Annotated in this window: 29 protein-coding genes; 5 read left to right on the top strand and 24 right to left on the bottom strand. The window is 63.1% G+C overall.

Annotated elements, in window-relative coordinates; translation table 11 throughout:
• Positions 1–263: 263 nt before the first annotated feature.
• The 13 genes from phnP to phnC are packed head-to-tail and all read right to left on the bottom strand — an operon-like array spanning position 264 to position 10656.
• Positions 264–1013 carry a phosphonate metabolism protein PhnP gene (gene phnP, locus HX875_RS10075; protein WP_177043066.1) on the bottom strand — a complete coding sequence of 250 codons (750 nt, stop codon included), beginning with the start codon at positions 1011–1013 and terminating at the stop codon, positions 264–266.
• Entirely contained in the window at positions 1004–1567 is a 564-nt protein-coding gene (gene phnN, locus HX875_RS10070; protein WP_177043065.1) for a phosphonate metabolism protein/1,5-bisphosphokinase (PRPP-forming) PhnN, read from the bottom strand. Before phnN ends, phnP begins: the two co-directional genes overlap by 10 nt.
• Positions 1567–2715, bottom strand: a complete 1149-nt coding sequence (locus HX875_RS10065) for an alpha-D-ribose 1-methylphosphonate 5-triphosphate diphosphatase (protein WP_177043064.1) — start codon at positions 2713–2715, stop codon at positions 1567–1569. Before HX875_RS10065 ends, phnN begins: the two co-directional genes overlap by 1 nt.
• Positions 2705–3424 (bottom strand): phosphonate C-P lyase system protein PhnL, encoded by a 720-nt coding sequence (gene phnL, locus HX875_RS10060; protein WP_053255202.1) that lies wholly within the window; start codon positions 3422–3424, stop codon positions 2705–2707. Before phnL ends, HX875_RS10065 begins: the two co-directional genes overlap by 11 nt.
• A complete protein-coding gene (phnK, locus tag HX875_RS10055; protein WP_177043063.1) occupies positions 3424–4236 on the bottom strand; it encodes a phosphonate C-P lyase system protein PhnK in 813 nt (270 codons plus the stop codon). Before phnK ends, phnL begins: the two co-directional genes overlap by 1 nt.
• Complete coding sequence (locus HX875_RS10050) at positions 4233–5099, bottom strand: alpha-D-ribose 1-methylphosphonate 5-phosphate C-P-lyase PhnJ (protein ID WP_053255200.1); 867 nt, start codon at positions 5097–5099, stop codon at positions 4233–4235. The genes phnK and HX875_RS10050 overlap by 4 nt, the downstream gene beginning before the upstream one ends.
• A complete protein-coding gene (locus tag HX875_RS10045) occupies positions 5092–6168 on the bottom strand; it encodes a carbon-phosphorus lyase complex subunit PhnI (protein WP_069552271.1) in 1077 nt (358 codons plus the stop codon). The genes HX875_RS10050 and HX875_RS10045 overlap by 8 nt, the downstream gene beginning before the upstream one ends.
• Positions 6168–6758, bottom strand: coding sequence for a phosphonate C-P lyase system protein PhnH (phnH, locus tag HX875_RS10040; RefSeq protein ID WP_177043062.1), 591 nt, complete (start codon positions 6756–6758; stop codon positions 6168–6170). Before phnH ends, HX875_RS10045 begins: the two co-directional genes overlap by 1 nt.
• Positions 6758–7195 (bottom strand): phosphonate C-P lyase system protein PhnG, encoded by a 438-nt coding sequence (gene phnG / locus HX875_RS10035; RefSeq protein WP_053255197.1) that lies wholly within the window; start codon positions 7193–7195, stop codon positions 6758–6760. Before phnG ends, phnH begins: the two co-directional genes overlap by 1 nt.
• Before the next feature lie 11 nt (positions 7196–7206).
• Complete coding sequence (phnF, locus tag HX875_RS10030) at positions 7207–7911, bottom strand: phosphonate metabolism transcriptional regulator PhnF (protein ID WP_073636930.1); 705 nt, start codon at positions 7909–7911, stop codon at positions 7207–7209.
• Positions 7912–7947: 36 nt separating this feature from the next.
• Positions 7948–8730: a phosphonate ABC transporter, permease protein PhnE gene (phnE, locus tag HX875_RS10025; protein WP_003210621.1), complete on the bottom strand. Its 783-nt coding sequence runs from the start codon at positions 8728–8730 to the stop codon at positions 7948–7950.
• Positions 8731–8788: 58 nt separating this feature from the next.
• Complete coding sequence (gene phnD, locus HX875_RS10020; RefSeq protein WP_069552269.1) at positions 8789–9790, bottom strand: phosphonate ABC transporter substrate-binding protein; 1002 nt, start codon at positions 9788–9790, stop codon at positions 8789–8791.
• Positions 9791–9822: 32 nt separating this feature from the next.
• A complete protein-coding gene (gene phnC, locus HX875_RS10015) occupies positions 9823–10656 on the bottom strand; it encodes a phosphonate ABC transporter ATP-binding protein (protein ID WP_177043061.1) in 834 nt (277 codons plus the stop codon).
• A gap of 414 nt (positions 10657–11070) precedes the next feature.
• Between phnC and HX875_RS10010 the strand changes: the two genes are divergently transcribed.
• Positions 11071–11343, top strand: coding sequence for a DUF6124 family protein (locus tag HX875_RS10010; RefSeq protein WP_177043060.1), 273 nt, complete (start codon positions 11071–11073; stop codon positions 11341–11343).
• Between the two features lie 157 nt (positions 11344–11500).
• Here the strand turns inward: HX875_RS10010 and HX875_RS10005 are convergent, their stop codons facing one another.
• Positions 11501–12397 carry a LysR family transcriptional regulator gene (locus tag HX875_RS10005; RefSeq protein WP_177043059.1) on the bottom strand — a complete coding sequence of 299 codons (897 nt, stop codon included), beginning with the start codon at positions 12395–12397 and terminating at the stop codon, positions 11501–11503.
• A gap of 106 nt (positions 12398–12503) precedes the next feature.
• Between HX875_RS10005 and HX875_RS10000 the strand changes: the two genes are divergently transcribed.
• Entirely contained in the window at positions 12504–13736 is a 1233-nt protein-coding gene (locus HX875_RS10000; protein ID WP_218171903.1) for an MFS transporter, read from the top strand.
• Between the two features lie 147 nt (positions 13737–13883).
• Here the strand turns inward: HX875_RS10000 and HX875_RS09995 are convergent, their stop codons facing one another.
• The 10 genes from HX875_RS09995 to ccmA all read right to left on the bottom strand — a co-directional run bounded on the left by HX875_RS09995 (position 13884) and on the right by ccmA (position 21236).
• On the bottom strand, positions 13884–14276 hold the full coding sequence (locus tag HX875_RS09995; RefSeq protein ID WP_177043057.1) for a hypothetical protein: 393 nt from the start codon (positions 14274–14276) through the stop codon (positions 13884–13886).
• Positions 14277–14291: 15 nt separating this feature from the next.
• A complete protein-coding gene (ccmI, locus tag HX875_RS09990) occupies positions 14292–15485 on the bottom strand; it encodes a c-type cytochrome biogenesis protein CcmI (RefSeq protein ID WP_177043056.1) in 1194 nt (397 codons plus the stop codon).
• Positions 15478–15951: a cytochrome c-type biogenesis protein gene (locus HX875_RS09985; RefSeq protein ID WP_177043055.1), complete on the bottom strand. Its 474-nt coding sequence runs from the start codon at positions 15949–15951 to the stop codon at positions 15478–15480. Before HX875_RS09985 ends, ccmI begins: the two co-directional genes overlap by 8 nt.
• Positions 15948–16484, bottom strand: a complete 537-nt coding sequence (locus tag HX875_RS09980; RefSeq protein ID WP_177043054.1) for a DsbE family thiol:disulfide interchange protein — start codon at positions 16482–16484, stop codon at positions 15948–15950. The genes HX875_RS09985 and HX875_RS09980 overlap by 4 nt, the downstream gene beginning before the upstream one ends.
• Positions 16481–18469 (bottom strand): heme lyase CcmF/NrfE family subunit, encoded by a 1989-nt coding sequence (locus tag HX875_RS09975; protein WP_177043053.1) that lies wholly within the window; start codon positions 18467–18469, stop codon positions 16481–16483. The genes HX875_RS09980 and HX875_RS09975 overlap by 4 nt, the downstream gene beginning before the upstream one ends.
• Positions 18470–18472: 3 nt before the next feature.
• Positions 18473–18928 carry a cytochrome c maturation protein CcmE gene (ccmE, locus tag HX875_RS09970; protein WP_008434786.1) on the bottom strand — a complete coding sequence of 152 codons (456 nt, stop codon included), beginning with the start codon at positions 18926–18928 and terminating at the stop codon, positions 18473–18475.
• Complete coding sequence (gene ccmD, locus HX875_RS09965; RefSeq protein ID WP_008434788.1) at positions 18925–19101, bottom strand: heme exporter protein CcmD; 177 nt, start codon at positions 19099–19101, stop codon at positions 18925–18927. The genes ccmE and ccmD overlap by 4 nt, the downstream gene beginning before the upstream one ends.
• Complete coding sequence (locus HX875_RS09960) at positions 19098–19853, bottom strand: heme ABC transporter permease (protein WP_008434790.1); 756 nt, start codon at positions 19851–19853, stop codon at positions 19098–19100. Before HX875_RS09960 ends, ccmD begins: the two co-directional genes overlap by 4 nt.
• A gap of 82 nt (positions 19854–19935) precedes the next feature.
• Complete coding sequence (gene ccmB, locus HX875_RS09955) at positions 19936–20604, bottom strand: heme exporter protein CcmB (RefSeq protein ID WP_003210635.1); 669 nt, start codon at positions 20602–20604, stop codon at positions 19936–19938.
• The gene (ccmA, locus tag HX875_RS09950) at positions 20601–21236 is read right to left on the bottom strand and encodes a cytochrome c biogenesis heme-transporting ATPase CcmA (protein ID WP_177043052.1); all 636 of its coding nucleotides are present in this window, start codon (positions 21234–21236) and stop codon (positions 20601–20603) included. Before ccmA ends, ccmB begins: the two co-directional genes overlap by 4 nt.
• Positions 21237–21434: 198 nt before the next feature.
• On the opposite strand from ccmA, the gene fliK reads away from it, so the two are divergent.
• The 3 genes from fliK (at position 21435) to HX875_RS09935 (ending at position 24238) form a co-directional block, all read left to right on the top strand.
• Positions 21435–23018: a flagellar hook-length control protein FliK gene (fliK, locus tag HX875_RS09945; protein ID WP_177043051.1), complete on the top strand. Its 1584-nt coding sequence runs from the start codon at positions 21435–21437 to the stop codon at positions 23016–23018.
• A complete protein-coding gene (locus tag HX875_RS09940; protein ID WP_168232867.1) occupies positions 23015–23344 on the top strand; it encodes an EscU/YscU/HrcU family type III secretion system export apparatus switch protein in 330 nt (109 codons plus the stop codon). Before fliK ends, HX875_RS09940 begins: the two co-directional genes overlap by 4 nt.
• A 510-nt stretch (positions 23345–23854) precedes the next feature.
• The gene (locus tag HX875_RS09935; protein ID WP_177043050.1) at positions 23855–24238 is read left to right on the top strand and encodes a Rap1a/Tai family immunity protein; all 384 of its coding nucleotides are present in this window, start codon (positions 23855–23857) and stop codon (positions 24236–24238) included.
• Positions 24239–24312 lie beyond the last annotated feature (74 nt).

The raw sequence follows: 24312 nt of genomic DNA, 5'->3' as shown, positions 1-24312 counted from the left end.
ACAACTCACCGCGCCCGCCCAACCAATTGTTTTATATATGGAAATTTAATGAAAATCAAAAGACGCCAGACAATTGGAACCGTTCAACAAAGCAAAAAGTTACACTCACACTAATCACCACTCACAAATCCCACCCAAACAATTAGCCCCCCTCGCAAACGCTGCAAAGTACTTCATTAGAACTTAATACACTCTTACTCTTAACTAAACGCTCGTCCTACGGCTTCCATGCCAGAATCTTCAAACAGGCCAAGCCGAGCCCACTACAACACCCGCCCATCCCAGCCTACGGTGACGTTGCGCGGCAACTCCCGCCGATGCTGCAACAACCACGCATCCAGCGTATGCCCCACATGAGTCAGCACGCCCAATTCGGCGCCGACCTCCTCAATGCACTGCAACGCCAGCGTCAAATCATTGTGGTTACGCGGTGCCTGCGGCTGCGGCGGCATGGAGCAGTCGAGCACCAGCACATCCAGCGGCTCGCGTTGCAGCCAGTCGCGGGTGGCGGGTGGAAGGCCAACAGTGTCGGTGAGGTAGGCGATGCGCCGCCCCTCGCCTTCCAGCAGGTAACCCAAGGTGGGTTTGGAATGCAGCAGCGGTAACGCCGTGACGCTCAGCTCGCCAAAGCGGCGGGTTTCAAACTCGGCAAACGGCTGGCTGAAATCGAGGATGCCGGGGTGCTTGTACAGGTCGGACAAACCTTCCGGATCCACCGGCCCATGCACCGGAATCACCAGGCCCTGGCCCCAGCGCAAATGCAGCAGGCCCTGGGCGTGATCGGCATGATAGTGCGTCTGGAAAATCCCGTTGAAGCTGCGCGGCGGGAAGCGTTCGGTGAGGTCGGGCAACCCGCTGTCGATCAACCAGCGCTGGTCGCCGCACTCGATCAATGCGCTGCATGGGCGGCGGCGCAGGCTTTCGTCGCTGCGGGCCAGACCACAGGCGGCGCACTCGCAGCCATACACCGGGACTTGCCGCGCGTCACCGGTGCCCAGCAGTGTCAGGCGCATGCCGGTTGCCCGTCGAGGCAGCCCAGCAAGCGCTCGACCGTGTGTTCCAGCTGGCCGGAATTGTCGAGCAGGAACACGTCTGCTGCCGTGCTCAAGCTGTCGGCGAACCGGGCATTGCGCGCCAGCCGCTGGTCAATGTCCGCCAGGGATTCGCGGCCCCGCGCCAGCAAGCGCTGGCGCAACACCGCCTGGTCCACCGTCAGCAACACCACCAGCAGGTTCGGGTAACGCAGCCGGGTTTGCGCCAGATGGCCACGTGAGCCGTTGACCAGCACGTCGTGCCCCGCCGCCAGCCATTCGTCGATCTCCCGGGGGATGCCATAGGCCAACCCGTTGGCGTGCCAGCTGAGGGCAAACGCGCCCTCGGCCTCCATCGCGGCAAACTGCGCCGGGCTCACACCCTGCGCGGCCTCGCCCACCGCTTCCGCCGAGCGGGTGATGACCCGCCGCACAATGCGGCAGCCACGCTCGGCCAAACGCGGTCGTGCGGCATCCAGCAGGCTGTCCTTGCCCGAACCCGATGGTCCGATGAGATAGATCAACCTGCCCGCCATCAAAACACCCTCTTCGCTTGTCGCCAGACTTGTTGGACCACTGGCAGTCCGTCGCGGCTTTTTTTCGCTTGCACCAGATCGGCCCGCAGGCCCACGGCGATTTCGCCGCGATCACTCAGGCCCGCAGCATGTGCCGGCGCCAGGCTGATCATCTTCACCGCCCGGGAAAGATCGCCGCCGTCCTGCTGATCGGCCAGCACGAACGCCGCCTGCAGCAGGCTGGCCGGGTAGTAGTCACTGGAAAGTATATCCAGCAAGCCCTCGGCCGCCAGGCCGGCGGCGGCCACATTACCCGAGTGGGACCCGCCACGCACCACGTTCGGCGCCCCCATCAGAACTTTCATGTTCAGTTCCTGGCAGCCCCGCGCCGCTTCCAGGGTGGTGGGGAATTCGGCGATGGTCATGCCGTAGCGCGCCGACTCCTCGACATGTGCCAGGGTTGCATCGTCATGGCTGGCCACCGACAGCCCGCGCGTCAGGCAATGCTCGACGATCGCGGCGCGGTAGCGGTCGCTGTATTCCTTCGAGTTGGCCATTTGCAGCTTGATGAACGCGTCCATGGTCTCGTCGTTCAGGTGGTACTTGCCCATGTAGTACTCACGGTACTTGGATTCGAGCACGAACTGGCGCTGGCCCGGCGAGTGGTCCATCACCGACACCAGGCGCACCAGCGGGTTTTCCACCAGGTCGCGAAACACGCTCAACGTGTCCGGGTGGCACAGCTCGCAGCGCAGGTGCAGGTGGTGTTCGGCGCGGGTCAGGCCGGCGCTTTCGGCCGCGGCAATGGCGTTGAGCATCGCCGGCAGTTTCTGCATGCGGTTGCCCTTGGGGTTCACATCGCCGATGGACACCGCGTCGAACACCGTGGTGATGCCGGCCGCGATGATCTGCGCGTCATGGCTGAGCACCGCCGAGGTGGACGGCCAGTCCACGCCGGGGCGCGGGGTCATGTGTTTTTCCAGGTTGTCGGTGTGCAACTCCACCAGGCCCGGCAGCAGGCAATCACCGTCCAGGTCCTGGGCCTGGGGCAACTGGCTGCGGCCTTCGGCGATGTCGACGATCAGCCCGTCGCGCAGCACCACCGAGCCAAGAAACACACGGTCAGCGGTGACGACCTGGGCATTACTGAGGATCTGTTCAGCGGGCATGGGCGTATTCCTCTTGGGCAACAGGCGCGGGGGTCATGTCGAAATGGCGGTCGGCGACCGCTTCACGGGCGGCGCGGTCGTGGAAGATGCCGATCAAGGCGGCACCGGCTGCCTTGGCTTCGTTCATCAGTTCCAGCACCACTTGGCGATTGCTGTCGTCGAGTGACGCGGTGGGTTCGTCCAGCAGCATCACTGGCCAGGCCACCATGAAGCCGCGGGCGATGTTGACCCGCTGTTGTTCGCCACCGGAAAAGGTGCCGGGCGCCAGCTGCCACAGGCGCTGGGGAATGTTCAGGCGGCTGAGCAAAAGTTCGGCACGGGAACGCGCCAGGTCCCGGGACCAGCCGCGCGCCAGGGCCGGCTCCATCACCACATCCAGGCAAGCCACACGCGGGATCACCCGCAAAAACTGGCTGACATAGCCGAGGGTCTGCTGGCGCACTTGCAACACCTCACGGGGCTCGGCACCCACCAGCTCCAGCCATTCGCCGAGGTGCTGCACGCGGATGCTGCCGCCCGCCGGCAGGTAGTTGCCGTACAAGGTGCGCAGCAAGGTGCTTTTACCGGCGCCGGACTGGCCGTGCAGCACCAGGCACTCGCCGCCTTTCACGCTGAACTCCACCCCGCGCAGCACGTTCAGCACCACGCCGTGCTGCTGGTGCAAGGTGAAGGTTTTCGAGAGGTCACGGACCTCGATCAGGGCATTCATCATGGCTGCAATACCGAAGACACCAGCAGTTGAGAGTAAGGGTGCTGTGGATCGTCGAGGATCTGGTCCGTCAGCCCGGTTTCCACCACCCGCGAACGGCGCATCACCATCAGGCGGTCGGCCAGCAAGCGTGCTACGGCGAGGTCGTGGGTCACGATCACCACCGCCAGGTCCAGCTCGCGCACCAGGCCACGCAGCAGGTCGAGCAGGCGTGCTTGCACCGACACGTCCAGGCCGCCGGTGGGTTCGTCCATGAAGACAAGACGCGGGCTGGAGACGAGGTTGCGGGCGATTTGCAGGCGCTGTTGCATGCCGCCGGAGAAGGTGCGGGGCAAGTCGTCGATGCGCTGCGGGTCGATTTCCACCTGGCTCAGCCAGTCCAGACCCGCGCCGCGCAGCTGCTGATAATTACGCACGCCCTGGGCCATCAGGCGCTCGCCAATGTTGGCGCCGGCCGAGACGCCCATGCGCAAGCCGTCCCGTGGGTTCTGCTCGACAAAGCCCCATTCGGTGCGCAGCAAGGTGCGGCGCTCGGCTTCGCTGGCGCTGTACAGGTCCAGCCATTCGCCGTCCTTGCCGCGATAGCCGATGTTGCCGGCCTGGGGCGGCAGGCGCCCGCTGAGCAGCGAGAGCAAGGTGGATTTGCCCGAGCCCGACTCGCCGACAATCCCCAGCACTTCGCCGGGGTACAGGTCGAAGCTCACGCCCTGGCAGCCCTTTTCCGGGCCGTACAGCAGCGACAGGTCACGCACTTGCAACAAGGGTTCGGCGGGCACGCTCAGCGGTGGTTGCTTCATCAGGGCCTGGATCATTGGTTGCTCTCCTTCACCCGTTGGGCGCAGTACCAGGTGTCGGAACACACAAAACTCTGGGTGCCGGCGTCATCCAGAATCAGCTCGTCGAGGAACGAATCGTGACTGCCGCAGATGGCGCAGTTGTGTTCCCACTTCTGCACTTCGAAGGGATGGTCTTCAAAGTCCAGGCTGTTGACCTGGGTGTACGGCGGCACCGCGTACAGGCGCTTTTCGCGACCGGCACCGAACAGCATCAGCGCCGGGCTCATGTCGAGTTTCGGGTTGTCGAATTTCGGGATCGGCGAGGGGTCCATCACGTAGCGTTCATCCACCATCACCGGGTAGGCGTAGCTGGTGGCGATATGGCCGAAGGTGGCGATGTCTTCGTAGAGTTTTACGTGCATCACCCCGTAGTCATTGAGGGCGTGCATGGTGCGGGTCTCGGTTTCCGACGGCTCGATAAAGCGCAGCGGCTCCGGGATAGGCACCTGGTAAACCATGATCTGGTCGGCCTGCAACGGAGTTTCCGGGATGCGGTGGCGGGTCTGGATCACCGTGGCGTCCGGGGTGCTTTCGGTGGTGGCAACACCCGCAGTGCGCGCGAAGAAGCGGCGGATCGACACGGCGTTAGTGGTGTCGTCGGCGCCCTGGTCGATCACCTTGAGCACGTCGTCGGCCCCCAGAATCGCGGCAGTCAATTGCATGCCGCCGGTGCCCCAGCCGTAAGGCAGCGGCATCTCGCGCCCGCCGAACGGCACCTGGTAACCGGGGATCGCCACGGCCTTGAGCAAGGCGCGGCGGATCATGCGTTTGGTCTGCTCGTCGAGGTAGGCGAAGTTGTACGCCGGGTCACGCGCAGGCGTTTGAGTCAGGTCATTCATGGCGGGTGCCCTCGGCCGGTTGGCGCAGTTTGCGGATCAGTTCCAGCTCGGACTGGAAGTCCACGTAGTGAGGCAACTTGAGGTGAGATACAAAGCCCGCCGCCTCGACGTTGTCGCAGTGGGACAACACGAATTCTTCCTGCTGGGCCGGCGAGACGATCTCTTCGTTGAACTCGCTGGCCCGCAGCGAGCGGTCCACCAGGGCCATGCCCATGGCCTTGCGCTCGGCATGCCCGAACGCCAAACCGTAGCCGCGGGTGAACTGCGCCAGCTCGGTGGCCGAGCCGACGAACTGGTTGACCATCTCGCACTCGGTGACTTCGATGCTGCCCAGGCAGACCGGGAAACCCAGTTCTTGCGGGTCGATCCACACCTCTACGTCGCCAATGCGAATCTCACCGGCGAATGGGTGGTTGCGGCCGTACCCACGCTGGGTGGAGTACCCCAGCGCCAGCAGGAAACCCTCATCGCCACGGGCCAGGGCTTGCAGGCGCTGGGCACGGTTGGCCGGGTATTCCAGCGGGTCGCGGGTGATGTCGGCGACGCTGCCGGTGTCGTCGGATTCGTTCTTGATCAGGCCTTCCTTGGCCAGCAAACCGAGCACCCGTGGGCACGCTTCCAAGGTCGCATCCGGTGCGGTTTGCGGGCCCGGGTATTCACCTTCGGCCAGCAGCGCAAAATCCAGCAGGCGATGGGTGTAGTCGAAGGTCGGGCCCAGCAGTTGGCCGCCCGGCACGTCCTTGAACGTCGCAGACAAACGTCGGCTCAACGACATCTGCGCGGTGTCGATCGGCAGGCTCGGGCTGAAGCGCGGCAACGTAGTGCGGTAGGCCCGCAGCAGGAAGATCGCTTCCACCAGGTCCCCCGCCGCTTGCTTGATCGCCAGTGCGGCAAGCTCCGTGTCGTACAACGAGCCTTCGCTCATCACCCGGGCGACCGCCAGCGGCAGTTGCTCGCGGATCTGCTCCACGCTCAGTTCAGGAATGGAGGTATCGCCCCGGCGTTTTTTCGCCAGCAGGCGGTGGGCATTGTCGATGGCCTGTTCGCCACCCTTGACGGCTACGTACATCAGGCACGCTCCTGTGCAATTCGGGTACTGCGTGGCAGGCCGATCAGGTGATGGCCGGCGGCGAACAACACGTCCAGGCCACGGGGAAAGGTTTCGCGGCGTTGGCGTTCCAGCCAGAACGCTTGAGGCACCGGCAGGTTGACCTGGCGCTGGGTCTTGATCCCCGGGCCTTGCCAGTTCAAGGCGCGACCGGCTTCCAGGTCGGTCAACTGGACCAGCAAGGTGCAGGACTGATCGGGGTAGCGGTCGTTGCCGTGGTCGAAGCCGCCGAGGTCGAGCAAGTCCTGTTCGCCGAGCAAGGCGAACGCGGCCTCTTCCCGGCGTGTGGTCAGCGGGCAGCCGCAATGGAACGCCAGGTTGGCGCGAATCAGCGGCGTGTCGAAGCTCGGTGCCAGCCACAGCGGCGTGTCCGTATCCAGCAGTGCCAGGCACAGCGCGTAGGTGGCCGGCGCCAGGCCTTCAAGGCTTGGCGCCGCGGGCAAGGACTGGATCAAACCGGGCTCGGCGAGGGCCTTGAGGGCGCCGCGAAAACCGCGCTGGGCATCCAGCACCGGGTCTACGAACGCCGGTTGCAAGAGTTGGGCATTCATCAGTTTTCTCCTCGAACCAGGGTGAAGAACTCGACCTTGGTGGCGGCGGTGTCGGCCTCTTTCTGCGCCCGGCGTTCGGCCTGGGCGTTGGCCAGTGAGCGGATCAAATCGCTGAGCCAGATGCTCGGGTGCGCGCCCTGCAAATGCGCATCCGCCAGGGCCGCCAGCTCGGCGTGGACCTTGTCGCGCCCGGCCAGGTAGCTGTAGCCGGTGCGGCCGTCGGCCAGGCGCACCACGCAGCGGGTCACGCTCATTTCGCCGACATTGAACGGCGCACCGTTGCCGCCCATGCGGCCGCGCACCAGGGTCATGCCGATTTCCGGGGCGCGGATCAGTTGGTAATCCACGTCGCGCAGGGCGTCTTCATGGGGCAGCAATTCACTGCGAAAGGCGCGGGCAAGCACGCCGATCCAGTGTTGACGCGGGGACAGGTTCATCGGGGTCTCCATCAAGTCACCACTTGGTACTGGAAGCGATCCGAACGGCTGGTGGACTGCGCCAGCTCCACCGGGCGGCCGTCGCGATCGCGGGAAAGGGTGAATACCGTCAGCGCCGGCAAGTGCCGGGGCATCATCAGCAGCGCGGCTTCGTCGCGGTTGGGCAAGCGCGCGCCGATCAGGCTGTGGGTGCGGGTCAACGGCAGGTCGCGCTCGCGCAGGTAATGGCGCAGGGAGCCGCCGTTGTAGTCCGCCAGCAACGGCGCACGGCTGGCGCAGTAGCGGTGGCGGATCAGGCTGACCGGCTGGTGATTGAGCTTGCGCAGGGTTTGCAGCTCGATCATCGGCGCCATCTCGGCGATACCCAGTTGCTGCGCCTCTTCGCGGCTGGCGAAGCAGTAGCGGCGCTTGAGCAGCAGCGCTTCCACGCCCACGCCCTGGGCCGACAGCGATTGGCTGTAGGAGGTCTCGGCGCCCATCGGGTAAATCAGCGGGCGGTCGAGCACCTGGGTGCCCTTGCCCTGGCGGCGCAACAGGCTGCCTTCGAACACCAGCTCATCGATGGCCCGGCGCAGGGTGTGGCGGTTCACGCCAAAGCGTTCGGCCAGCTGCACCTCGCCCGGCAGGAAGTCGCCGGCCTGATAGCTGCTCAGTTCGCGGCGCAGGATATCGGCGAGTTCGCGGTACACCGGCTCATCTTGTCTAGACAACTGCATGCTTAAAAAAAAGCGCCCTGGGGCACCCCTCCGTCGTCAGATGAACTGCTTGCGCAGGCGTTGGGACAGCACGTCGATACAGCTCACCACCACGATGATCACCAGCAGCACCGCGCAGGTCTGCACGAACTGGAAGGCGCGGATGTTCTCCCACAGGATCACGCCGATACCGCCGGCACCGACCATCCCCACCACCGTCGCCGAGCGCACGTTGGCTTCGAAACGGTAGAGCGCGTAGGACACCCACAGCGGCATCACTTGGGGGATCACGCCGTAGATCACCTCTTGCAGGGCGCTGGCGCCGGTGGCTCTGACGCCTTCAACCGGGCCCGGGTCGATGGCTTCGACGGCTTCGGCAAACAGCTTGGCGAGCACGCCGGTGGTGCTGATCCACAAGGCCAGGACGCCGGCGAAAGGACCGAGGCCCACCGCGACCACGAACAACATGGCGAAGACCATTTCGTTGATCGAACGGAAGGCATCCATCACCCGGCGCAGCGGCTGGTGGATCCACCATGGAGTGATGTTGTCGGCGCACAGGATGCCCAGCGGCACCGAGCAGACAATCGCCAGCACCGTGCCCCAGAGGGCGATTTGCACGGTGACGATCATCTCCTTGAGGTAGGAGCGCCATTCGTGGAAGTCCGGCGGGAAGAAGTCGGCGGCGAAGGTCGCCATGTTTCCGGAGTCGCGGTACAGCGCCAGCGGGTTCATTTCGGCGCCGTGCCAGGCCCAGGCCAGCAGGATCAGGAACAGGCCCCAGCCGAGGTACTGCGGCCAAGTCCTTTTGCCCACTGCTTCAGCATGCAAGGTAGTCATGGGTCACTCTCAATAAGTGTGTGGGCAAGGCTTATGTGGGAGCCGGGCCTACAGGGGGTTAGCCGTTTGCCGCGGTTTTTTTGTCCAGCTCGGTAATGCGCTCTTGCAGCTTGGCCAGGTCGGCGTCGATGTCGGCGAGCTTCTTGGCCTTGTCGGCGGCTTCCAGCTTGTCGTCGGCGCTGATGGTGGTGCGCTGCTTGAACAACTCCAGTTGGCGGATCGGCAGCAGTTGGTCGTCGCTGGACTTGAGGAACTTGCCCAGTTGCATGTTCTTCAGCACGGCCTTCTCTTCGTCGGTGTCACCGTAGTTGGCGAAGAAATCGCGGATCTTGGTTTTCTCGCTGTCGCTCAGGGCCTTGCTCCACACCATCGGGTCGGCGGGGATCAGTGGCGACTTCCAGATCACCTTGAGCAGGGCGGCCTTGTCCGGCTGGGTGACTTCCAGGCGGTCCCAGCTTTCGGTGTTGAAGGTGGCGACGTCCAACTGCCCCTTGGCCACGCTCAGTGCGTTGACTTCATGGCTGGAGTTGAGGGTGCGCTTGAAGGCGGTGGCGGCGTCGACATGGTTCTTGGCGAACACGTAGTAGCCGGGTACCAGGTAGCCCGAGGTGGAGTTCGGGTCACCGTTGCCGAAGGTCAGGTTCTTGGCGTTCTTGAGCATGTCATCGACGTTGTTGATCGGGCTGTCCTTGCGCACGATCAGCACACTCCAGTAACCAGCGGCCCCATTGGCGGCAGCGGTCTGGGCGAAGATTTCGCCGTTGGAACGGTCCACCGCTTCCATCGCGGCCTTGTTGCCCAGCCAGGCCACGTCGACCTTGTTGAAGCGCATGCCCTGGATCAGGCCGGCGTAGTCGGAGGCGAAGGTGGCGTTGATGGTGAGGCCGGTCTTCTTGTGCATGTCATCCAGAAATGGCTGCCAGATGCTCTTGAGGTTTTGCGAAGACTCGGTGGACATGATGCCGAAATTGATCGCCTTGTCGGCGGCCTGGGCATTGCCCATGGCCACGCTGGCGAGCAGCACGGCAGACAGAAACACATGACCGATACGGTTCAACATGGAGAGGATTCCTGTGGGTCGTTATTGGGGTTTCAAGCGCGAGCCAGGGCCAACCGTGCAGGGACGACGGTGGTGCGGGTCTGGTCGGAAAACATCAGGCTGGTGTCGACATCGGCACCGTACAAATCATTGAGGAACTGGCTGCTCAACTCGCTGGCGTGGCCATCGAAGTGAATTCGTCCGCCCTTGAGCGCCACGGCTCGCGGGCAATAACGCATGGCGTAATCCACCTGATGCAGGGTGACCACCACGGTCTTGCCGTCGCGGCCGTTGATGTCGGCGAGGATCTCCATGACCTTGCGCGCCGACTCCGGGTCCAGCGAAGCGATGGGTTCATCAGCCAGGATCACTTCGGCGCGCTGGGTCAGGGCCCGGGCGATGGCCACGCGTTGCTGCTGGCCGCCGGACAAGGTGGAAGCACGTTGCGCGGCCAGGTCCGCCAGGCCGACGCGGGCCAGGGACTCCATGGCGAACTGTTTTTCCTCGGCATTGAACAGGCCGAGGTTGCCACGCCAGCGCGGCATGCGGCCCAGGCAACCGAGCAGCACGTTTTCGAGCACGCTCAGGCGGTTGACCAGGTTGAACTGCTGGAAGATGTAGCCGATGTCGGAGCGCAGGCGCCGCACCTTGCTGTTCAACCGGCCGCTGGCCTGCACTTCCCGGCCCAGCACCTTGACGCTGCCGCCATTGTTCTTGTCGCAACAGGCCAGGCCCGCGAGGTGACGCAGCAAGGTCGACTTGCCGGAGCCGGAAGCGCCAATCAGCGCGACCATCTCACCGGTGGCAACGGTAAGTTCGAGGTCGACCAATGCGGATTTCTTCGCAAAGGTCTTGTTCAGATGATCGACATGGATAGCTGGAGTCATGGGCTTCTCTGTCTGGTTGAACAGCCGTCCGTGGCTGCGTTTGAGTTCAAACGACAGTAGGCGCGGGCTGTGTCAGCCCTATGACTTGCACATGACTGGAGTAAAACCGTTTGATGAAGGTTTGATGAAAGGTTGGAACTGACGCTGAATACCCAACCCGTGGCGAGGGAGCTTGCTCCCGCTGGGCTGCGCAGCGGCCCCAAACGCGGGTAACACGGTCTGTCAGATGTACCGAGGTGGCTGACTTGGGCCTGCTGCGCAGTCCAGCGGGAGCAAGCTCCCTCGCCACAAGGTCTTCGCCCGGCATTGGAAATGTTGAAAAGCTCGTTTCTCACGTGCTCTGAACAAGACTTTCCCTACGGCTAGTCATTGAATTCTTCCCCAATATGTCGACCGAGTTGTACGCAGGAGGGCGTGCCCCTACCGGGTTTCCATTCCCCGGTCGACCAACCTGCGTACGGCTCACCACCCTGCGACAAACTCTTCGCTGTACGTGCGGATCCCAGCACTGAAGTCGCCTTGTGCAACGCCAGCGAGATTCTTGAGTCGGCGGCTGTCAGCGCCTATGACTGTGCCGAGCATCTTGATGGGGCCAGCCGCAAGCAAGTGTTGGCGGTGGCGCAATGGGTGGAGATGGCGCAGTTATTGGTGGATGAGGCGCTGAATCGGGAGTGCCCGGTGGCCTGATCAAAACCGAAATCCAACCGGCAACATAAATCTAAGGTGGGAGCTGGCTTGCCTGCGATGACTGACTCATAGCCGACATCTCAGGAACTGATACACCGCTATCGCAGGCAAGCCAGCTCCCACATTTTGATCTTCATCAGGTTCAAATTCGTCGGTGTTATTGGGCGGTGCGAGCACGCAACCGTGGCATCACAAAATCCAGAAACGCGCGCAGCTTCAGCGGCAACGGTGACTGCCCTTTGTGCACCAAACTGATGGGCAACGGCGCCGACTCGAATCCCTCAAGCACCACCGCCAACGCCTCCTCCCGCACCGCATCCGCCACCTGATACGACAACACCCGAATCACCCCAACCCCCAATGTCGCCGCCGCAATCGCCGCTTCCGCCGTATTCACCGACAACCGCGAATGCACCGCCACCGAGACCCCGGTTTTACCCGCGCCAAATCCCCACGCCCCTTGGGACGCCAGCACTTCAAAGGTGATGCAGTCATGCCCTGCCAAGTCCTGAGGCTCAGCCGGTACGCCGCGAGCGGCCAGATACGCCGGGCTGGCACACACCACGCGCCGCACCGTGCCCACTTGCATGGCCTTGAGCGAGCTGTCGGGCAACTCGCCAATCCGCACCGCCACGTCGCAGTGCTCTTCCATCAGGTGCACGACGCGGTCGGTGAGGATCAGGTTGATGTCGATCTCCGGGTACTGCGCCAGAAATTCCGCCACCACCGGCACGATGTGCAACCGCCCGAACACCACTGGCGCGGTGACCACCAGCTCACCCCGGGGCTGGGAGTATTCGCCGGTGGCGGCGCGCTCGGCCTCGCTGATGTCTTCAAGAATGCGCCGGCACGCCGCGAGGTAGGAGGCGCCGGCATCGGTCAACGACAGTTGGCGCGTGGTGCGGTGCAACAGGCGGGTCTTCAGGTGCGTCTCAAGTTCAGCCACCTTGCGGCTGACGCTGGCCAGCGGCATGTCGAGGCGCCGCGCTGCAGCAGTCAGGCTGCCCGCATCAACCACGGCAACGAAGATGGACATGGATTCAAGGCGATTCATGGCAACCTATCAAATTCTGGAAGGATGATTCCAGATCCTAGGGGATTATCCTGCCAAGCGCGAGTGCGTAACGTTGGCCACTCATCTCCGCCCCCGGAGACCTGTATTGAAGGAGAGTGCCGTGAGTGGCCAACCGATTACCTCCCAAAGTCCTGCAGCGCCTGCGGTCGCGCCGCGCGGCAAGATCCTCATGATGGCGGTGATCGCCGGCGCGGTGATCACCAATATCTACTGCACCCAGCCGATCCTGCCTTTGATTGCCTCGGACATGGGCGTAGACGTGACCACCGTCGACCTGGTGGCCGGTTCCGCCCTGCTGGGGTTTGCCACCGGCCTCGCCTTGCTGCTGCCGATGGGCGACCGTTTTGACCGGCGCAAACTGGTGCTGGGGCAGATCGCGCTGGCGTTCTGTTTCGCCCTGGCGGCGGCGTTTTCACCGGGCATCTGGGCGCTGATCGCGGCGTCTTTTGGCTTGGGGATTGTGAGTTGTGTGCCGCAGCAATTGGTGCCGTTCGCGGCGGTGATGTCGCAGCCTCATGAGCGTGGGCGCAACGTGGGGACGGTGGTCAGCGGGATCATGGTCGGCATTCTGCTCGGGCGCACGATTGCCGGCGTGGTCGGTGAGGCTTATGGCTGGCGGGCGGTGTACGCGATGGAAGCGGCCTTCATGATCCCGGTATGGATCGCCGCCGCCAGGTTGCTGCCACGGGGCGTGCCGAGCACCAACCTGTCCTACCCTCGCCTGCTGGCGTCGCTGTGGCCGCTGATGCGCGACAACAGCCCGATCCGCCAGTCGATGATGGTGCAGGCGTTGTTGTGGGCTTGCTTCAATGCGTTCTGGGTGAATCTGGCGGCGTTGCTGGCTCATGGGCCGTGGCAGCTGGGCAGCGCGTGGGCCGGCGGTTTCGGGATTATCGGTGCAGCGGGTGCGCTGGCGGCGTCCCTCGGGGGGCGGGCTTCCGACCGGTTGGGTTCACGCAAGGTGATTGGGGCGAGTATCGGGATTGTGACCTTGGCGTTCCTGCTGCTGGCGGGAGCGGAAAGCTCGATAATTCTGCTGGTGCTTGGGGTGATCGTGCTGGATATCGGCGTGCAGTCGGGGTTGGTATCCAACCAGACCCGGGCGTTTGCGGTGGACCCGAAAGCCCAGGGCCGCATCAACAGTTTGTACATGACGGCGACGTTTTTTGGCGGTGCGGTGGGGGCCACGGTCAGCGGCTGGTTGATGGCGCGGTTGGGCTGGATGGGGATTGTCGAGTTCGGGGTGATGCTGGGGGTAATTGCGGGGGTGATCCATTGGATCAGTACCGCAGGCCAGGCCGAATATCAAAAACAGTAGAGATCCTGTGGGAGCCGGGCTTGCCCGCGATAGCGGTGTGTCAGCAACCATTTCATAACCTGATACACCGCTATCGCAGGCAAGCCAGCTCCTACAGTTGATTGCATTTCACGCTCATGAAAAAGGCGACCCGAAGGTCGCCTTTTCTTATTGCGCGTATTGCTTGCTCAACCCCGGCGGTACGCCATGGACGTCGGTCTCTTCCCAAGGCCCGTTCGGGCTGATGGAGCGGCTCCAGCCGTTACTCCAACGGTAGTAGGTGCGCTGGCGGTAAAACGTATCGGCCTGTTCGTCCAGCACGTACACCTGCATCTTCCCGTCCCAGTGGCTGGCCGCACCCGGTGGCGGTGCGAAGGTTGGCGAAGAGCTCGGCACCGGCTTCGACGGTTTGATCACTGGCCCGGAAGGTTGGGTGCTCGGCTGAGTCGACGGCCCGGTGGGCGGGATGGTCGGCCCGGTAGGCGACGGTGGCCGATGGACCGCACAAGCACTCAGCCCCAGTACCAGGCTGAGCAGGGTGATACGCGCAATGGCGGTCATGGGCATTTCCTCGAATTAGTGGTCCGGACTGTCGATGGTCAGCTGCTGCAGCGCAGTGGTGCTGCTGGCCAAGGGTTGGCTGCGGCCGATCCACTCGCCAGCTGTTGGAACACCTGCCCGGGATATGCGCGCAACCAGTTGGACTTCGGGAAAGTTGGACAGTTTCAACTGCGGCATCATCGCGTCGCTGTCGCCCAGTTCGACGGTGATCGGCAGGTCGGCCACGGTCACGCGCTTGGCGGCCAGCGGTGCCGGCGGGCCTTTGACGGCGCGGGCGAAGATGAACACGCTGTCGGTCGGCAAGGCTTTGGCCTTCACGTTCGGGGCCAGGTCCACACGTACTTGCATCTGCTTGTGTGCCTTCACCGGCGCCACGCTGCCGCCGCTCTCTTTGAGCTTCTCGGCGGCGCGGTCGATCCCGCCTTGCAGCGCGGCCCGGGAGTTGTCGTCCGGTGGCAGTTGCGCCAGCAGGCGCTTCCAGTAGTCGATCGCTTCCTGGTAACGCTGGCCTTCAAAAGCGGCGATGCCCAGCAGGCCGAGGCTGGTGACTTCTTTCGGGTCGAGTTTCAGCGCTTCGTCGGTCAGGGCCTGGACCTTGGGCGACCATTGCTTGTTGTCGGCAAAGTACTGGGCCTGGGCCCACTGCCCGAGCAACTCCGGCTGGCGACCGGCCAGGGCCACGGTGCGCTCGAAGACTTTGGCCGCATCGGCCGAGCGGTCCTGGGCCATGTAGGCGCGACCGAGGAAGTACAGCCCTTCCGGCGAGTCCGGCTGGGCCGCAGCGGCGCGCTCCAGGCGGCGGGTCATGTCTTCCATGGACACCGGCGGCTGGGAGAATTCGCGGGTCAGTTCGACCTTGTCGCTGGCGCCATAGTGCAGGTACAGCGCCACGCCCAGCACCGGCACCAGAAAGGCCGCGAGCAACGGCAACGGTTTGCCGAGGCGCGATTCCCGGGGCTTTTCCACACCCTCGGTGTCGGCCAGCAACTCACGCGCCGCTTCAGCGCGACCGCTGTCCAGTTGGGCCGCATCCAGCACGCCTTCGGACTGCTGGGTTTGCAGTTCGGCCACGCGTTCTTGATACAGCGCCACGTTCAGCGCGGTGCGATCTTCTTCACGCTGGGCACGGCGGCCGCGTAACACCGGGATCAGCAGGAAACTCAAGGCAATCAGAAGCAGCAGACCCGCTGCGAGCCAGAAATCAATCATCAGTTTTTTTGTCCAGCAGTTGGTCGAGGCGTTGACGCTCATCGACAGAAAGCGAGTCCGAGCCATCGGCCGGGGCGACACGACGACGGCGCACGATCACCGCCATTACCACTAAGCCTGCGAGCAACAGCCCGGCGGGGCCGAACCACAGCAGCGCGGTCTTGCCGGTGAGCGCCGGCTTGTAGCGCACGAAGTCACCGTAGCGGTCGACCATGAAGTCGATGATCTGCTGATTGTCCTTGCCCTCGCCGAGCATGCGGAAAATCTCTTTGCGCAGGTCGGCAGCAATCGGCGCGTTGGAGTCGGCGATGTCCTGGTTCTGGCACTTGGGGCAGCGCAGTTCCTTGGTCAGCTCGCGAAAACGCTCGCGGTCACCGTCCTTGGCAAATTCGTAGGTGTCGATGGCGGCGTGGGCCACGCCGACCATGCTCAAGCCCAATACAGCGGCGGCTAACCAACGCTTCATGGCTTGGCCTCGTCCACCAGCGCCTGGTACTTGGCGGCCAGTTGCTCGCGCCACACCACTTCGTCGATCACGCCCACGTACTTGTCGCGGATCACACCCTTGGCGTCGATGAAGAAGGTTTCCGGGGCGCCATACACGCCGAGGTTCAGGCCAAGGTTGCCGTCTTCGTCACGGATATCCAGCTGGTAGGGGTTGTGGAATTCTGCCAGCCACTTCAAGGCGGCAGCGTTGTCGTCCTTGTAGTTGATGCCGTAGATCACCACGCCCTGCTCCGCCAGCTTGTTCAGCACCGGGTGCTCGACGCGGCAGGAAATGCACCAGGTGCCCCACACGTTGACCAACGCCGGTTTGCCCTGCAAATCCGCTTGAGTCAGGGTCTTGTCACCCTGAACGGTCGGCAGCGAGAACGCCGGGAACTGTTTGCCGATCATCGCCGACGGCAACTCGGCCGGGTCCAGGTACAGCCCGCGATACAGGAACACTGCCACCACCAGGAACGCCGCCAGCGGCAACACCATCAACCAACGCTTCATACTGGCGCTCCTTGCAGGCCGAGGGCTTCACGCACCCGGCTCTTGACCTTGACCCGGTAACGCCGGTCCGTCGCGGCCAGCAAACCACCGAAGCCGGTCAGCAGGCCGCCGAACCAGATCCAGCGCACAAACGGTTTGACGTGGACCCGCACGGCCCAGGCGCCATCGCCCAGCGGTTCACCCAGGGCGACGTAGAGGTCGCGGGTGAAACCGGCGTCGATCCCGGCTTCGGTCATCATCGAGCTTTGCACGGTGTACAGGCGTTTTTCCGGGTGCAGCACCGCGATCTCCTTGCCATTGCGCACCACGCGTACGGTGCCTTTGTCGGAGGTAAAGTTCGGCCCTTCGAAGTGCTTGGCGCCTTCGAAAATGAAGTGGTAACCGGCCAGGTCCATGGACTCGCCGGGGGCCAGGCGCAGGTCGCGCTCAGCGCTGTTCTGGCTGGATAACACCACGCCGAGGGCACACACGGCGATGCCGATATGCGCGACCTGCATGCCCCAGTAACTGCGGGTCATGGTCGGCAGGCCCTTGATCAGGCCTTTGTGGCGGGTCTTGTCGATCAGGTCGCGTACGCCGGCCAGCAATACCCAGGCGGCGAGCATGAAGGTGGCGAGCACGGCCCAGTTGAAGTCGCCGTAGGCAATCCCGGCGATCACCGCCAGCGCGGCGCTGCCCAGCAGTACCGGGGTGAGCATGCCCACCAGCCACTTCACCGGGGTGTCTTTCCAGCGCACCAGCACACCGACCGCCATCACCACCATCAACAACGCCATCAACGGGATGAACAGTGCGTTGAAGTACGGCGGGCCGACGGACAGTTTGGCGCCGCTCAGGGCATCCAGCACCAGCGGGTACAGGGTGCCGAGCAGGATCATCGAAGCCGCCACCACCAGCACCAGGTTATTGCCCAGCAGCAGGGTTTCCCGGGACCAGAGGTTGAAGCCCACATGGCTCTTGACCACGGGGGCGCGCAACGCAAACAACGTCAGCGAGCCGCCGACCACAAACAGCAGGAAGATCAGGATGAACACGCCGCGCTCCGGGTCGGAGGCAAACGCATGCACCGAGGTCAGCACGCCGGAACGCACCAGGAAGGTACCCAGCAGGCTCAGGGAAAACGCAGCGATGGCCAGCAACACGGTCCAGCTCTTGAACACGCCACGTTTTTCCGTGACCGCCAGCGAGTGAATCAGCGCCGTGCCCACCAGCCAGGGCATGAAGGAGGCGTTTTCCACCGGGTCCCAGAACCACCAGCCGCCCCAGCCGAGTTCGTAGTAGGCCCACCACGAGCCCAAGGTGATGCCGATACCGAGGAACGCCCAGGCGACGATGGTCCATGGCCGCGACCAGCGCGCCCAGGCAGCATCAAGACGCCCGCCGAGCAAGGCGGCGATGGCAAACGCGAAGGCTACCGAGAAACCGACGTACCCCATATAGAGCATCGGCGGGTGCACGATCAGGCCGATGTCTTGCAGCAGCGGGTTGAGGTCGTGGCCGTCTACCGGGATCTGCGGCAGGATACGGGTGAACGGGTTGGAGGTCATGATCAAAAACAGCAGGAAGCCGATGCTGATCATGCCCATCACCGCCAGCACCCGGGCCAGCATCACCTGCGGCAACTGGCGGGAGAAGATCGATACGGCAAAGGTCCAGCCGCCGAGGATCAATGCCCACAGCAGCAACGAACCTTCGTGGGCGCCCCACACGGCGCTGAACTTGTAGTACCAGGGCAAGGCGCTGTTGGAGTTGTTGGCGACATAGGCGACAGAAAAGTCGTCAGTCATGAAGGCGTAGGTCAGGCAACCGAAGGCGAACACCAGAAACGCGAACTGGCCCCACGCGGCCGGCTGGGCCAGGCTCATCCACAGGCGATCACCGCGCCAGGCGCCCAGCAACGGGACCACGGCCTGGACGATGGCAAAGCACAGGGCGAGGATCATCGCCAACTGGCCCAACTCGGGAATAAACAATGCGGACGTCATGACTTAGCCCTCCTTGGCGGGGGTCGGGGCGGATTGGCCGCTGTCTTTGAGGGCCTTGGTGACTTCCGGCGGCATGTATTTTTCATCGTGCTTGGCCAGCACTTCGTCGGCCACCACCACGCCGTCGGCGTTGAGCTTGCCGAGGGCGACGATGCCCTGCCCTTCGCGGAACAGGTCCGGAAGGATGCCGCGGTAGGTGATGGTCACGGATTTGTTGAAGTCGGTGACGATGAATTTCACGTCCAGGGAATCCCCGGAACGTTGCAGCGAGCCCTTCTCGACCATGCCACCGGCACGGATTCGTGTATCCAGCGGGGCTTCGCCGTTGGCGATCTGGGTCGGGGTGTAGAACAGGTTGATGTTCTCCCGCAGGGCGCTCAGGGCCAGGGTCACGGCAATGCCGACACCGGCCATGATGGCCAGGATGATCAACAGACGCTTTCTACGCAGCGGATTCACTTTTCGGTCTCCCGGCGCAAACGACGCGCCTCTTGTTGCAGGTAACGCTTGCGGGCCAGGATCGGCGCGGCGACGTTGAGGGCCAGCACCGCCAGGCAAATGCCATAGGCCGTCCAGACGTACAGGGCGTGATGGCCCATGGCGAGAAAATCACTGAAAGAGTTGAAGCTCATCCACGGGCTCCCAGGCTGTTTTGCACTTCGGCCTTGACCCAACTGGTGCGGGCTTCACGCTTGAGCACTTCGAGGCGCATGCGCATCAGCAGCACCGCGCCGAAGAAGCAGTAGAACCCCAGCACCATCAGCAGCAGAGGCGCCCACATTTCCACGGGCATGGCCGGCTTTTCGGTGAGGGTGAAGGTGGCGCCCTGGTGCAAGGTGTTCCACCACTCCACCGAGTATTTGATGATCGGGATGTTGATCACCCCGACAATCGCCAGCACCGCGCAGGCCTTGGCGGCGCTGTCGCGGTTGCTGATGGCGTTGCCCAGGGCAATCAGGCCGAAATACAGGAACAGCAGGATCAGCATCGAGGTGAGGCGCGCGTCCCACACCCACCACGAACCCCAGGTCGGCTTGCCCCAGATCGCGCCGGTGACCAGCGCCACGGCGGTCATCCAGGCACCGATGGGCGCGGCGCATTGCAGGGCCACGTCCGCCAGTTTCATCTTCCACACCAGGCCGACGATGCCGCACACCGCCAGCATCACGTAGCAGGACTGGGCCAGCATCGCCGCAGGAACGTGGATATAGATGATGCGAAAGCTGTTGCCTTGCTGATAGTCGGGCGGTGCGAAGGCCAGGCCCCAGACGAGGCCGATGCCGATCAGCAATACAGCGGCGATGCTCAACCACGGCAGCAGTTTGCCACTGATGCCGTAAAACCATTTGGGCGAGCCGAGCTTGTGAAACCAGGTCCAGTTCATGCTGTTTCCATCACGGTTGCTTCTCGTCATTGCGAGGAGCTTAGGGTCTTTACTGACTAAGACAACGCTTGGTCAGACCTCATTATTCGCCGACGCTGATCTTCAGGCCAGCCGCTATAGCAAAGGGTGTCAGGGTTACCGCCAGGGCGGCCAGGCTGCCAAGCCACAGGAGGTAACCGGTCGCCGGCATGCCCTGGAGCGCGGCTTGCAACGCGCCGCTGCCCAGGATCAACACCGGGATATACAAAGGCAAAATCAGCAACGCCAGCAACAGGCCGCCGCGCTTCAAACCAACCGTCAGCGCCGCACCCACGGCGCCCAGTAGACTGAGAACCGGCGTGCCAAGCAACAAGGAAAGGAGCAACACCGGCAGGCACTCGGTGGGCAACCCCAGCATCATCGCCAGCAGCGGCGCGAGCAATACCAGCGCCAGGCCGGAAAACGCCCAGTGTGCCAGTACCTTGGCCAATACCAGAAGTGGCAGGGGGTGCGACGAAAGGACCCACTGTTCGAGGGAACCGTCTTCAAAATCACTGCGAAACAGCCCGTCCAGCGAGAGCAGGACCGACAAAAGCGCCGCCACCCAGACCAGTCCCGGAGACAAGGTTTGCAACAGTTTAGTCTCGGGACCGACCGCCAACGGGAACAGCGCGATCACAATTGCAAAGAACACCAGCGGGTTGGCCAGTTCGGCCGGGCGGCGACAGAGTAACCGTGCTTCGCGGGCCACCAACAGGGCAAATACGCTCATACCGACCACCGGCCCAGATCAAGGTCGCGGTAACCGGCGGGCATGCGCGCCAGCGTGTGGTGGGTGGTGAGGACGACCATGCCGCCCTGCTCGCAATGCGCCGCCAGGTGTTCTTCCAGCTGGGCGACGCCTTGTTTGTCGAGGGCGGTGAAGGGTTCGTCGAGAATCCACAGCGGCGGGCCGTCCAGATACAACCGGGCCAGGGCCACGCGGCGCTGCTGGCCGGCGGACAGGGTGTGGCAGGGAACGTCTTCGAAACCTTTCAGGCCGACGGCGGCCAGGGCCTGCCAGATGGCGTCGCGGCTCGCGGGGTGATGCAGGGCGCTGAGCCAGCTGAGGTTTTCTTCGGCGGTGAGCACATCCTTGATCCCGGCGGCATGGCCGATCCAGATCAGGTTGCGCGCCAGTTCCGTGCGCTGCTCGTGCAGCGGTTTGCCGTTGAGCCGCACTTCGCCCGCCGTCGGCTGCATCAGGCCGGCCAGCAGGCGCAACAGGCTGGTCTTGCCGCTGCCGTTGGGGCCGCTGACCTGCACCATGTCGCCGCCCGCCAGACGCAGTTCGAGGTGTTCGAACAGCATCCGCAGGTCACGTTCACAGGCGAGCGCTACGGCTTCTAGAAGAGGGCTGGTCAAGAGATCGCGGGCCTTTACGGTTCAAGTCGGCGGTGGAACGGCCGTTAAAGAGGTGCACATTAACTGCTTTGGCGACCGATTTTAGAGAGCTGGATCAAATAGTTGTGATGTTTATACCGCTCTCTTTGAAGACGGGCGGCATTATACATGTGATGCCCTACTCTAAAGAGGGCAATTTCCCTTGAGACGACGCGCACGATGACCGGTGAGATCAATCTTCCGACCCTTCCCCCGACGCTGCCGGCCGGCCCCGCGCCCGCGCCGCCGGCGGGTGAACTGCTGAAACTGCTGGAGCCGCAGATCGGCCTGATTGACCCCGGGAAAACCGTGAACGCCGAAGTGCTGGCGCTTAAACAAGGTGGCGATGCGTTTCAGTTACTGCTCAAGCTGACCCTGGAAGGTGGCCGGCAAACCCTGGTGCAGGCCAGCAGCAGCCAGCCGCTGCCCCTGGGCACCCAGGTGGAGGTCAGCCAGACGCCGTCGGGCAATTTGTCCATCAGCCTGCAGCAGGCGCTGAGCTCCAGCGTTGCCGCACTGACGCGTATCGACACCAACCAATTGCCGGTGGGCACCCTGCTGCAAGGCAAGGTGCTGACCACCCAGGCGCTGCCCCAGGGCGCCAACCAGCCGCTGGTGTATCGCTCGCTGGTGTCGGTGCTCAACAGCGTCCTCAGCGGCGCGACCCTGACCGTCGAAAGCCCGCAGCCGCTGCGCATCGGCAGCCTGCTCAGCGCGGTGGTGCAAAGTGCGCAAACCTTGAGTTTTGTGCCGCTGAGCGGTCTCAAGGACCAACTGGCCGTGGCCCAGCAACTCTCCACCCAGCAAAGCCGCCAGGGCTCGCTGGACGTGGTGTTCACCGCCCTGCAAAGCCTGCCGGCGACCAGCAGCGACAGCACCTCGGTCGACCTGCGCGCCGCCGCCGCGCGTTTGCTGGCGGCCCTGCCCGACCTGGCCCAGGTGAGCAATCCCAAGGTACTGGCGCAAATCGTCCAGAACAGCGGGACCTTTCTCGAAGCCAAGTTACTGGCAGGACAAAACCCGCAGATACCGCCTCTGGACATGAAAGGCGCCCTGCTGCGCCTCGTCGCCGACCTGATGCCTGCCCTGCCCGCCAGCACCAACCTCAATGCGGTCCTGGCGGCCAACACCCTGGCGCAGATGCTCCCCAGCTTCGTGCGCAGCCCGTTGGGCACCCTCGGCCAGGTCGGCGCCCGCCAAGCCCCCGCAGGCTTCCCCCTGCCGGATCGGTTGATGCAACGCCTGGAAGGCGAGAGCGACCTGGAAAACCTGCTGCGCCTCGCCGCCGGGGCCATTTCCCGCCTGCAAAGCCATCAGCTGTCGAGCCTGGAACAAACCGGCACCACGGCCGACGGCAAGCTCCTGACCACCTGGCAGCTGGAAATCCCCATGCGTACCCTGCAAGACATCGTGCCATTGCAGGTCAAGTTCCAGCGTGAAGAACCGGCCCCCGACAAGGAGCAGCCGGAACGCAAGGACAGCAAGGACCCCAAGCAGATGCTCTGGCGCGTGGAAATGGCCCTCGACATGGAGCCACTGGGCCCGTTGCAGGTCCAGGCCCAACTGAGCCAGGGCAAACTGTCGAGCCAGCTGTGGGCCACCCGGCCCTACACCGCCAGCCTGATCGAAAGCCACCTGGGCAGCCTGCGGGAGCGCCTGGTGTCGTCGGGGCTCAACGTCGGCGACCTGGACTGCCACCTCGGCACGCCGCCACGGGGCCCGAAAACCGGGCTGGAACAACGTTGGGTGGATGAAACCGCATGAAAAACCCCAACCCGCCGCGCCAGGCCATTGCCCTCAAATACGATGGGCAACAAGCACCAACCCTCACCGCCAAGGGCGACGACGCCCTGGCGGAAGCCATCCTCAAGCTGGCCCGGGAAAATGAAGTACCGATTTATGAAAATGCCGAGCTGGTCAAATTACTGGCACGCATGGAATTGGGCGACAGCATCCCGGAAGAGTTGTACCGCACCATCGCCGAGATCATTGCGTTTGCCTGGACATTGAAGGGCAAGTTCCCGGTGGGATATGACCCGGATGCAGGGCCGGTGGAGCGGGATGTGACGGAACGCGGTGACGATTACTGAGCGAGCACCGGACTAATTTCCGCGGCGACATAGCCTGATGGGCTGCCGGGACTCCCCCCAGTAGGTAAAAATGAAACCCGCATTCCTATGAAAGGATCCGTTTTGGAAGGGTTGAGTACCGGATTCAAAAAATCGCGATAGGTGAAGTACAAGTGCCTACCTGAATAGCCTACATATCCGATAAAGCGATTAACTGGGATCCAATCGGTGTCAGGCACAAGATGTTCTATATTGCCAAACTGGCGATCAACATTAATCTCCATCACAAATCCCCTTTGTATATAACAGTGAATGAATAACTCAGCCTCTTACCCTCGCTACATGGGTCACCCTCATTAAACGCCCGTCGATAGTAAAAAAAAACTGTCAACTATTACAGTATTAGCCACCGTTAAAGCAACTCATACTAAGGGGTTATAGAACTGTATATGACGGACAGAGGTTACGATTACCAAACCGTAACAACGGTGCATTAACCTGTCGCCGACCCTTGACCCCGGAGCGCGGTAGTTGAAACGGACTTCAATCCTGATAGCCCTGAACCTTTGTGTGTTTCCCCTGACGGCAACAGCCAGCGACGAGGCTGCTGACTACCTCGCAGCCTGTCGCGAAGGCAGGAAGCTGTCCCTGGATGCACCACCCTCCTACAAGGCCGCCTATTGCCTCGGCATCACCATAGGTGTGTTCGACACCTTAAAATACATGGACGAATTCACCCCCCGAAACCGCCACCTCTGCATGCCGGAACGTCTGGAGCCGGGGAGCCTGGTCGATATCGTTCTGGCATACAGTGAGAAGTACCCTGCGGCAGGGCGATTTGGTACGGCTCGACTGGTGAGGGGCGCAATTGCCGAGCGCTATCCCTGCTTGAAAAAAGACAAGGACACCCTCTAGCAAACGCTACAGGGGGCGATGTATAGCAATTATATCTTTCAAGGTATAGATTATCCCGAACCCGATAGTTCAGG

It is taken from the genome of Pseudomonas yamanorum (genome assembly GCF_013386765.1).
GTDB classification, from domain to species: Bacteria; Pseudomonadota; Gammaproteobacteria; order Pseudomonadales; family Pseudomonadaceae; genus Aquipseudomonas; species Aquipseudomonas yamanorum_A.
The sequence above is the reverse complement of the archived record's forward strand: the minus strand, read 5'-3'. Positions and strand labels throughout refer to the sequence as shown.

Coding starts and splice junctions, on each gene's coding strand:
- phnP (WP_177043066.1), bottom strand. CDS start 1,013: ATGCGCCTGACACTGCTGGGCACCGGTGACGCGCGGCAAGTCCCGGTG.
- phnN (WP_177043065.1), bottom strand. CDS start 1,567: ATGGCGGGCAGGTTGATCTATCTCATCGGACCATCGGGTTCGGGCAAG.
- HX875_RS10065 (WP_177043064.1), bottom strand. CDS start 2,715: ATGCCCGCTGAACAGATCCTCAGTAATGCCCAGGTCGTCACCGCTGAC.
- phnL (WP_053255202.1), bottom strand. CDS start 3,424: ATGAATGCCCTGATCGAGGTCCGTGACCTCTCGAAAACCTTCACCTTG.
- phnK (WP_177043063.1), bottom strand. CDS start 4,236: ATGATCCAGGCCCTGATGAAGCAACCACCGCTGAGCGTGCCCGCCGAA.
- HX875_RS10050 (WP_053255200.1), bottom strand. CDS start 5,099: ATGAATGACCTGACTCAAACGCCTGCGCGTGACCCGGCGTACAACTTC.
- HX875_RS10045 (WP_069552271.1), bottom strand. CDS start 6,168: ATGTACGTAGCCGTCAAGGGTGGCGAACAGGCCATCGACAATGCCCAC.
- phnH (WP_177043062.1), bottom strand. CDS start 6,758: ATGAATGCCCAACTCTTGCAACCGGCGTTCGTAGACCCGGTGCTGGAT.
- phnG (WP_053255197.1), bottom strand. CDS start 7,195: ATGAACCTGTCCCCGCGTCAACACTGGATCGGCGTGCTTGCCCGCGCC.
- phnF (WP_073636930.1), bottom strand. CDS start 7,911: ATGCAGTTGTCTAGACAAGATGAGCCGGTGTACCGCGAACTCGCCGAT.
- phnE (WP_003210621.1), bottom strand. CDS start 8,730: ATGACTACCTTGCATGCTGAAGCAGTGGGCAAAAGGACTTGGCCGCAG.
- phnD (WP_069552269.1), bottom strand. CDS start 9,790: ATGTTGAACCGTATCGGTCATGTGTTTCTGTCTGCCGTGCTGCTCGCC.
- phnC (WP_177043061.1), bottom strand. CDS start 10,656: ATGACTCCAGCTATCCATGTCGATCATCTGAACAAGACCTTTGCGAAG.
- HX875_RS10005 (WP_177043059.1), bottom strand. CDS start 12,397: ATGAATCGCCTTGAATCCATGTCCATCTTCGTTGCCGTGGTTGATGCG.
- HX875_RS09995 (WP_177043057.1), bottom strand. CDS start 14,276: ATGACCGCCATTGCGCGTATCACCCTGCTCAGCCTGGTACTGGGGCTG.
- ccmI (WP_177043056.1), bottom strand. CDS start 15,485: ATGATTGATTTCTGGCTCGCAGCGGGTCTGCTGCTTCTGATTGCCTTG.
- HX875_RS09985 (WP_177043055.1), bottom strand. CDS start 15,951: ATGAAGCGTTGGTTAGCCGCCGCTGTATTGGGCTTGAGCATGGTCGGC.
- HX875_RS09980 (WP_177043054.1), bottom strand. CDS start 16,484: ATGAAGCGTTGGTTGATGGTGTTGCCGCTGGCGGCGTTCCTGGTGGTG.
- HX875_RS09975 (WP_177043053.1), bottom strand. CDS start 18,469: ATGACGTCCGCATTGTTTATTCCCGAGTTGGGCCAGTTGGCGATGATC.
- ccmD (WP_008434788.1), bottom strand. CDS start 19,101: ATGAGCTTCAACTCTTTCAGTGATTTTCTCGCCATGGGCCATCACGCC.
- HX875_RS09960 (WP_008434790.1), bottom strand. CDS start 19,853: ATGAACTGGACCTGGTTTCACAAGCTCGGCTCGCCCAAATGGTTTTAC.
- ccmB (WP_003210635.1), bottom strand. CDS start 20,604: ATGAGCGTATTTGCCCTGTTGGTGGCCCGCGAAGCACGGTTACTCTGT.
- fliK (WP_177043051.1), top strand. CDS start 21,435: ATGACCGGTGAGATCAATCTTCCGACCCTTCCCCCGACGCTGCCGGCC.
- HX875_RS09940 (WP_168232867.1), top strand. CDS start 23,015: ATGAAAAACCCCAACCCGCCGCGCCAGGCCATTGCCCTCAAATACGAT.